Below are 7,336 nucleotides of genomic sequence, written 5' to 3'. Positions count from 1 at the left end.
CGGTCTCGATGAGCAGCTGCACCTCGTCGCCCACGAGGCCATTTTCGACGCCATAATCCATTCCCCACTCGCTACGACTGAGGTTGCCGCGCACCGAAAGGCCCAGCGTGAAACGCCCGTGTCCGAATGGATACTCGGCAGCCTTGTTCAACGTGACATCGAGTACGAGCGGGCGGGTTTCCCCCAGAAGCGTCAGCTCGCCCGCGACGGTGCCGGTACTCTCGTCCGAGGGCTCGCCACCATCCGCGACGAAGATCATCTGAGGGTGAGCCTCCACATCGAGGAAGTCGTCGGATCTCACATGCTGATCGCGGGCATCGTTCATCGTCTCGAGACTGCTTGTCGCAACCGTTACCTCGACGTCGCTCAGCTCCTGCGTTTCCCTGTCGTAGACAAAACCGCCTTCGACCTCTGCGAAGAGCCCCAGTGTCGCCGCGTAGCCGACGTGCTGCACTGTGAAGGCGACGGTCGTGTGCTCCGGATCGAGCTCGTAGCGCTCGGGTTCCGCAGCCGCAAATGCGGGCAGAAAGATGAGACCGAGCATAAATACAGGTCCGCGCATGAAGAAACCTCCGGTGTTGGATCTGACCGGGAGAGATAAATCCATTGGTGTCGATGTCGCGGCACAGAAGCGTGTGTGCGCCGGCTCCACACCCCAAAGGGGTTCGACCTGTTGATCAGGGCCTTCCGCCAGGTGGACGATCCCAAGCTAAAGCTGCACCTGATTGGTGACGGCCCCGAGCGCGAGGCGCTCGAGGCAGGAGATCCCCGCATCCGAGATCCGCGGCTTCGCCGCAAACCCCGCAGCCGCCATCGCCGGCCTCGACGCCGTCACAATGCCTTCGCGGTGGGAGCCTTTCGGTCTCGTCGCGCTCGAAGCACGCGCACCTTCTGTCACCGCAGAACTATCGCAAAAGATGAAACACCCCCCCCAGTGGTACGCGTATTGAGGGGAGTTCGCGTAAGATTACACAATCCGAGCGGGACGGCGATGATGCTCAGTGTTCAGGTTTCAAGTGACCCTTCCGAGACGTTCGACGCCGGCGAGTGCAATAGCTCCAGCTCCGGTGACACAGCCAACCGAACGTATTCAGGAGAGGCGACCGGCGTAACGAAACCCAGCGAAACCAGGCTGCGCCCAGAACTGCGATCGGTCGATGAGCTGTTGCCGGACATTTCCGCGAAGACGCTTACGCTCCTGCGAGAATCCGAAGACCGAGGGTGAAGCCCCTGACTCGTGGATGGCGGGGTCGAGAGTGCTGTCAGAGAACCATCGAGTATCGGGCCATACTTGGTCGTTCCGTCGGAGGGCGGAGCCAAGACACCACGACCACGTCATCTGGGGTGGAGCTTCATCAAGCGGAGGATCAGGCAGACACCACCATCAACGTCAGAACGATCACGCCCCCAAGACATAGCATGGATGACGGCCGTCGAAATGGTTGTCGTAAAAACCAATTTGCTGCCTGTTCACAGTTCGAACAGATGGTGAGCAACTTGGTGTTGGCGCCGCAGTACGAGCAGGGCATCAGCTTTCACTCTTCAACTTGTCAAACGGGCTCTCGAAACGACCGCTGGCACACAAAGTTCCAGCTGTGGTGTGACGAGGCCGTACTCCTCGCGTTCCGCAAAATGCTGGCGTTCCGCAGAGCGGTACGCGCCCTCACAGTCTTCTTCTTCAGAAAGATACTCCTCCCTGATGCACTCTGCCGGGCCGATTGGCGGACGGGTGAATGACATGGAAGATGCGGATGAGCTGCTCCGGTCAGCGCCTTGCGGGCCGGAGGAAGGTCAGACCCACCGCGGTTTTCTCGCAATGGCAGAGGATAGCTCTTCACGGAAGTACCGCCTGAACCTCTGCTCGCCGTCAGCCAACCAGGCATTGCGCACGAGATCCGCGTAGCCCTCGGTCGACAGCCAAAGCCGGAAGTCGGAGTATTCCAACATCTCGAGCGACGCGGGGTGTGAGGAGTAATCCCTGAGCCACTCGTCCAAGAGGCGGCGGAACTCCGTTCTTAGTTCTGGTGTCGGCATCGGTGGTAGCGCGGGTCGTGGGTCGCTCTCAGTCAACGAGCCTTACAGCTGCGCCGTTCCGGGGAGAGTGATCACGATTGCGGAATGAGTATAGCTCGCCCGATCTGTTGGCAACCGGCGCCAACTGATGCCACCCTATGAATATGGTGGCAGATGTATCCATAGAGCGAACCGCACGGGATGAACTCCAGAAGATATTCCGGAGGGTCTTTTACTCGCGGTGCGAATATGTCGATGTGTCGTGTAGAGAGTTGGCAGAGCGCGTTGCGGGATATTACGAGGACCCCAGCATGCATCTGGCCGATGCGCGTGACGCCATGATCGAGGCCATGGGTCCGGAGGACGATATCCTTGCCGAACCGTCCTCGCCGCCGTCAAACGTTCTGACAATTCGGTACCACGTGAAGCGATAGGCCGATGGGCGCATGCGGTGTGGCAGAACACCTTTTTAAGCGAGCGCGCTCTCCGCAATGCCAAGAGGTGAGATCCGGGTCATGAGGGCCACGCGGCGCCCGATCCGCGACATGCGGTAAAACACTCAGCCTGTCTCTTGTCGATTGCCATTTGAGCATCCGGAATCGGGGTGTCTTGTCGCAGGCCGCGCCCGCGTTCATTGCAGTGGCCGCCGGAGCCATCTGACGCCTGCATTCACCTTGCCGAGCCGTACATTCACCCAAATTCGCATTCCAAACATCTACCCGTGACAATGTTTTACCAGGTTACCGCCCCTTAGTCTTATGAAAGGTGCAAAAAGGAATATCCTCCCCTTGGCTCTCAGCCGGTTCTCTTCCCTTGCGAAGCAGGACGCGGCGTTGCTGGCATCTCTTCCGACCCGAAGCGTCTCATACGATCATGGTGAGACGATCACGTCACATGATCAGCAGAATGAATGCACTGTCATTGTCTCGGGCATGGCTCTGCTCCGTTCTGCGGCTAAGGCGCCAGCTCCGGTATCAGGCCTTTATGTCCCGGCCGATACTCCGGATCTGGCCAGCATCGCGCTGGATCAACTTGATCATGATATCGTCGCCCAAGGTTCATGCCTGGTTCAGCGGGTGCCGCTTGATGCGCTACGCGAATTGGCCAGCAGCTCGCCCGGCCTTGCGCTTGCGCTCTGGCGCAGAACCGCGATGGACGCCCGGATTCACCGTGCATGGCTTGCCGCAGCGGTTCTCCAGACGGCCCCTCGTATCGCGCATTTGATCTGTGAGATTCACGTCCGCCTGGAACGGGTGGGATTGGCGCGCAACGGCTCTTTCAATCTGCCGCTCGAGCAGAAAGACCTGGCGCACATCCTTGGAATTTCGCGGGCCCACGCAAACCGGGAAATCCAAGTGCTCAGAGCCCAGGGGCTTCTGAGCTGGAATCGGCGCGAATTGAATATTTGTGACATCGACAAACTTCGCGATTTGGGTCACTTTGATCCATCTTACCTTTGGCTCCACCGGCCTCCATTAGAAGGGCGTGCGCCGAACGTTACGGCGTGACGCCGGAAACTCTCTCCTCTCGGGGCGAAAGCTAAAAATGGTGTGGTACGTTTGTGGCTGCTTTCCGGAGCGGCCGTTCGCAGCGGCCCATCTAAGGCACGGGGTGGGCTCAAGCCGACCTGCGGCAGCGCAGCAGCGGAGCCTGACGACCAAGTTCGCACCGGTCGTTCGCGATCTCGCTTATTTTCCCGGGGTCCCACGATGTCGACGCCTGGGCCGGGAGGGACGGGTGGACCCGGAAGAGACCGTTGTGGATCGGACTGACGCTCAGCATCCCTTTCATCGCCAAGTTTGAGATTGGCGACCACGTCACCGTCGAGCAGATGGAGGACAAGGCGGCGTGACGCCATCGGCCCGCTTAACGACGAGCGTGCGCCCTGGACGCCCGCCCGGCAAACGTCTAGCGGCGTCTCGGCCCGCCGAGCGCCCAGGGATCAAGAACCTTCGCGCCGAGGGCCATGAAGGGTGTGCGGTCGCGCGTGGCAACCATGGCCCCTGGCCGGGAGAGCACGATCGCCGCAATCTGCCCGTCCGCCATCGAGATCGCGTGGCCGCGTTTGCGCGCGGCCGCGATCCGCTCGCCGTAGACCCACGCCGCCGCCTCATCGAAGGGCAAGAGACGGCCCGCGAAGTCTTCCTCGAGAAGTCCTGCAACGGCCTTTGCCAGCCCGTCACGCCGTTTGCCTTCGGGCATCGACTGGACGCCGAACACCAGCTCCGCCGCCGTGATCGTGCTGAGATAGAGGTTCGTCGGATCCTGCGCATCGAGCCAGTCCATCACAGCATCGTCGGGCGCTTTCTTCTGCGTCTCCGAAATCACGTTTGTGTCGAGGACAATCAATCAAAGAGGCCCGGCTGGCTCGTGGTCTGATCTCGTTCCACCGACAGATCGTCGCCGAGGTAGCGGCCGTAGCGTTCGCGAATACGATGACCGAACCCACCCTCGCTCGATGCGATGGCGGATTGCACAAGGATAGAGCGCACTTCGGCTTCCAGGCTCCGGTTGTTCGACTTGGCCTGAGCGCGAAGGCGGTCGTGAATCTCGTCCGGCAGGTTCCTTACCGTCATGTTCGCCATGATGACCTCAGGTATGATGGCAGATTGTCTATGATGATGGCATCGGGGCAAGGTGCTTTCAAGTCTGGCGAAGTGATGGCATCTTGAGTGAGACCGAAAGGCGCGGCATAGCCCATCCCGCGCAAGCGCGGGACCGCGCCCTAATCGTCCCGTTGGTCCTCCTCAAACCTGTCTGTGCCGCCCCCCTGCCGCCGAGATTGCTATGAAGCCGCTCCTATCGGCTATTTAGCCGGCGGAGGTGTTCGATGATAAAGCGTCCGCCATCGCAGTGGCACATGGCAAATATTGCTTACCCGGGTTCAACGCCTGTGCCATTATGCCAAATAATTAGATAGGCGGGGTGATACCTGGTGGGACCTGAACTGATAGCGGAAACGGACGACGAGGGTCGTGTGCTTTGGGTCTGGATCATGGAGCCTGGGACGCGGCGCCCTCGTCCGATCCGCGATCTCGCGGCGGGTCGGCAAATGTTGAACGAGGCAAACTGCCACGGCGCGAGCTTTGCTGCCGTGCAGTCGTGGTTTGACGCGCGCGAGCAAGCAGTGTCTGCGACATAACAATCTTGACGCTGCGCTCCGCAGGAACTTTGCGACTTGACCACGCGCATCGGCCCGTGCCATTCGCGCGGCCCTTCGGGCCGGTAAGGCCGTCAACCCACGCTCAAGGACCGATCATCAAAGCCCTTCGATGACCTCTTATTTCTCTCTCTGGACCGCCGGTGACCCACGCCCGGCGCTCTACAGCACCCGCTCCGGCAAGGACCGGCTGGTGCCGCGCGAGGAGCCATCCGACACCCCGGCGGTGCTCCATGACACGTTCGACGGCCAGCTCGCCGCGGCCGGCCGCCTGCTCCTCTCCCAAGACGACGGCCTGATCCTGCTCGGCGGCGCCGGGCCTCTCCGCCAGGCCGGTGGCCCGCCGGGATTTGTCGCCGACATGGAGACCGGGCCCGTCAAGGACGCGCTTTCCGCAATGGTCTCGCCGCTGCGGCGGCTGAGCCCGCTTGGCGAGGTCACGCTCGTGCGCCAGAAGCTGGCCCTGCTCGACGATCTCGACAAGACGCAAGTGCGCTGCGATCTCGTGGTCCTCGATGCCGGTGAGGGGCGCGAGACGGCGCTCCTCAGCGCGGCGGCGCTGCGTGGCTACGACAGGGCCCTCGATCGGCTGTCGAATAGCCTCGGCGCTCGGGACGATATCGGCCGGATCGACGCCCGCGGAGCAGTTGCGACGCTTTTCCCGGGCAAGGCAGGCCGGGATCTGAAGCCCGACATCGCGATGACGCCCCGAACCACCGCCTTCCGCGCCGCGACCGACATCATCCACGCCCATCTCGACCTCGCGCGGATGCACGAGGCGGGCACAATTGCGGATATCGACAGCGAGTTCCTGCACCAGTACCGGGTGGCGCTGCGCAAGGTCCGCTCGGTGATCTCGCTCTTCAAAGGTGTCTACACGCCCGAAGAGACCGCGGATCTCAAGGCGCGGTTCGGCGCGCTGATGGCCGAGACCGGCCACCTGCGCGACCTCGACGTCTATCTGATCGCACGCGAGAGCTATCTGGCGCTGGTGCCCGCGCCCCTGCGCCCGGGGCTCGAGCTGCTCTTCGAGGACATCGCGTCGGAGCGGGCGGAGGCCCAGGCGGACCTCGCGCGGTATCTCGGGAGCGATGCCTATGCGCGCGAGATGCGCCGCCTGCAGAAACGCATCGCCAAGGGTGGCAAGAAACTCGCGAAGGGACCGGAAGCCGACCGTCCGGCCCGCGACCTCGCACAGCGGCTGATCTGGAAGCGGTACCGCAAGGTCTGCGCGATTGCCCGCACCATCGACGCTGCCACGCCCGACGAGCAGGTCCACGAGCTGCGCATCCATTGCAAGAAGCTGCGCTACCTGATGGAGTTCTTCGCGCCGGTCTTCCCGGCGGCGGAGGTCAAACCCCTGCTCAAGGCCCTGAAGGGTCTTCAGGACGTGCTCGGCACCTTCAACGATTGCGCGGTCCAGAAGGAGGCGCTGGAGGGCCGGCTCACCTCCGGCAGCGGCAACAGCAGCGCCCGGAAGCTGGAGATCGCCAAGAGCATCGGAGCGCTCCTGACCGTGCTCGACCAGCGCCAGCGGGTCGCCCGGAGTGAGGTCGAAGCGAGGTTCGCCGCCTTCGACGCTCCGGCCACACGCGCCGGCTTCACCAAGCTCTTCAAGACCGCCGGAGCCAAGCCATGAAGATCATCGCGTGCTATTCCAACAAGGGTGGCGTCGGCAAGACCGCCACCTCGGTGAACCTCGCGCAGTCGATCGCCGAGGCGGGCCACCGGGTGCTGCTCTGTGATCTCGACCCGCAGGGGGCCTCGGGCTTCTACTTCCGCGTGAAGCCGTCGAAGACGCTGAAGGACGAGCGGTTCTTCAAGGACGTCAAGCGCTTCACGGGCGCCATCCGCGGCAGCGACTACGAGAATCTCGACGTGCTGCCGGCGAATATGAGCTTTCGGGATTTCGACATCTTCCTGTCGCGCATGAAGAACTCGCGGTCACGCCTGAAGAAGGCGCTGAAGGCCGGGGGCACGGACTACGACATCGTCGTGCTCGACTGCCCGCCGAACATCTCGGCACTGTCGGAGAACGTGTTCCGCGCCTCGGACGCGATCGTGGTGCCGGTGATCCCGACGACGCTTTCGGAGCGGACCTTCGAGCAGCTCCTGGACTTCTTCGCGGAGAACAAGCTTGCCCGGAAGAAGATCCTCGGCTTC

7 protein-coding genes are annotated in these 7,336 nt (G+C 62.3%); 4 read left to right on the top strand and 3 right to left on the bottom strand.

The features are described 5' to 3' along the window. Nucleotides 1-562, bottom strand: a 562-nt coding sequence (locus OCH239_RS20815; RefSeq protein ID WP_051489700.1) for a YceI family protein, incomplete at its 3' end; no start/stop codon positions are given. Between the two features lie 857 nt (nucleotides 563-1,419). On the opposite strand from OCH239_RS20815, the gene OCH239_RS20810 reads away from it, so the two are divergent. Continuing rightward, nucleotides 1,420-1,737: a hypothetical protein gene (locus OCH239_RS20810; RefSeq protein ID WP_157578031.1), complete on the top strand. Its 318-nt coding sequence runs from the start codon at nucleotides 1,420-1,422 to the stop codon at nucleotides 1,735-1,737. A 1,109-nt stretch (nucleotides 1,738-2,846) separates the two neighbouring features. Continuing rightward, the gene (locus tag OCH239_RS22430; RefSeq protein ID WP_211242044.1) at nucleotides 2,847-3,521 is read left to right on the top strand and encodes a Crp/Fnr family transcriptional regulator; all 675 of its coding nucleotides are present in this window, start codon (nucleotides 2,847-2,849) and stop codon (nucleotides 3,519-3,521) included. Between the two features lie 400 nt (nucleotides 3,522-3,921). Here OCH239_RS22430 and OCH239_RS20795 read toward each other — a convergent pair whose 3' ends face one another. Both OCH239_RS20795 and OCH239_RS20790 read right to left on the bottom strand, forming a co-directional pair. After that, nucleotides 3,922-4,362 (bottom strand): type II toxin-antitoxin system VapC family toxin, encoded by a 441-nt coding sequence (locus tag OCH239_RS20795; RefSeq protein ID WP_037267258.1) that lies wholly within the window; start codon nucleotides 4,360-4,362, stop codon nucleotides 3,922-3,924. Next, nucleotides 4,359-4,598, bottom strand: coding sequence for a FitA-like ribbon-helix-helix domain-containing protein (locus tag OCH239_RS20790; RefSeq protein WP_037267256.1), 240 nt, complete (start codon nucleotides 4,596-4,598; stop codon nucleotides 4,359-4,361). The genes OCH239_RS20795 and OCH239_RS20790 overlap by 4 nt, the downstream gene beginning before the upstream one ends. A 687-nt stretch (nucleotides 4,599-5,285) precedes the next feature. Here OCH239_RS20790 and OCH239_RS20785 point away from each other — a divergent pair. Both OCH239_RS20785 and OCH239_RS20780 read left to right on the top strand, forming a co-directional pair. After that, the gene (locus tag OCH239_RS20785) at nucleotides 5,286-6,812 is read left to right on the top strand and encodes a CHAD domain-containing protein (protein WP_051489698.1); all 1,527 of its coding nucleotides are present in this window, start codon (nucleotides 5,286-5,288) and stop codon (nucleotides 6,810-6,812) included. After that, nucleotides 6,809-7,336: ParA family protein (locus OCH239_RS20780; RefSeq protein WP_037267254.1), on the top strand; the 528-nt coding region annotated here is incomplete at its 3' end. The genes OCH239_RS20785 and OCH239_RS20780, both read left to right, overlap by 4 nt.

Source organism: Roseivivax halodurans JCM 10272, from assembly GCF_000521785.1.
In the GTDB taxonomy this organism is placed as follows: Bacteria; Pseudomonadota; Alphaproteobacteria; order Rhodobacterales; family Rhodobacteraceae; genus Roseivivax; species Roseivivax halodurans.
This window is presented reverse-complemented; position numbering and strand designations above follow the sequence as displayed.

Coding starts and splice junctions, on each gene's coding strand:
- OCH239_RS20810 (WP_157578031.1), top strand. CDS start 1,420: ATGGATGACGGCCGTCGAAATGGTTGTCGTAAAAACCAATTTGCTGCC.
- OCH239_RS20790 (WP_037267256.1), bottom strand. CDS start 4,598: ATGGCGAACATGACGGTAAGGAACCTGCCGGACGAGATTCACGACCGC.
- OCH239_RS20785 (WP_051489698.1), top strand. CDS start 5,286: ATGACCTCTTATTTCTCTCTCTGGACCGCCGGTGACCCACGCCCGGCG.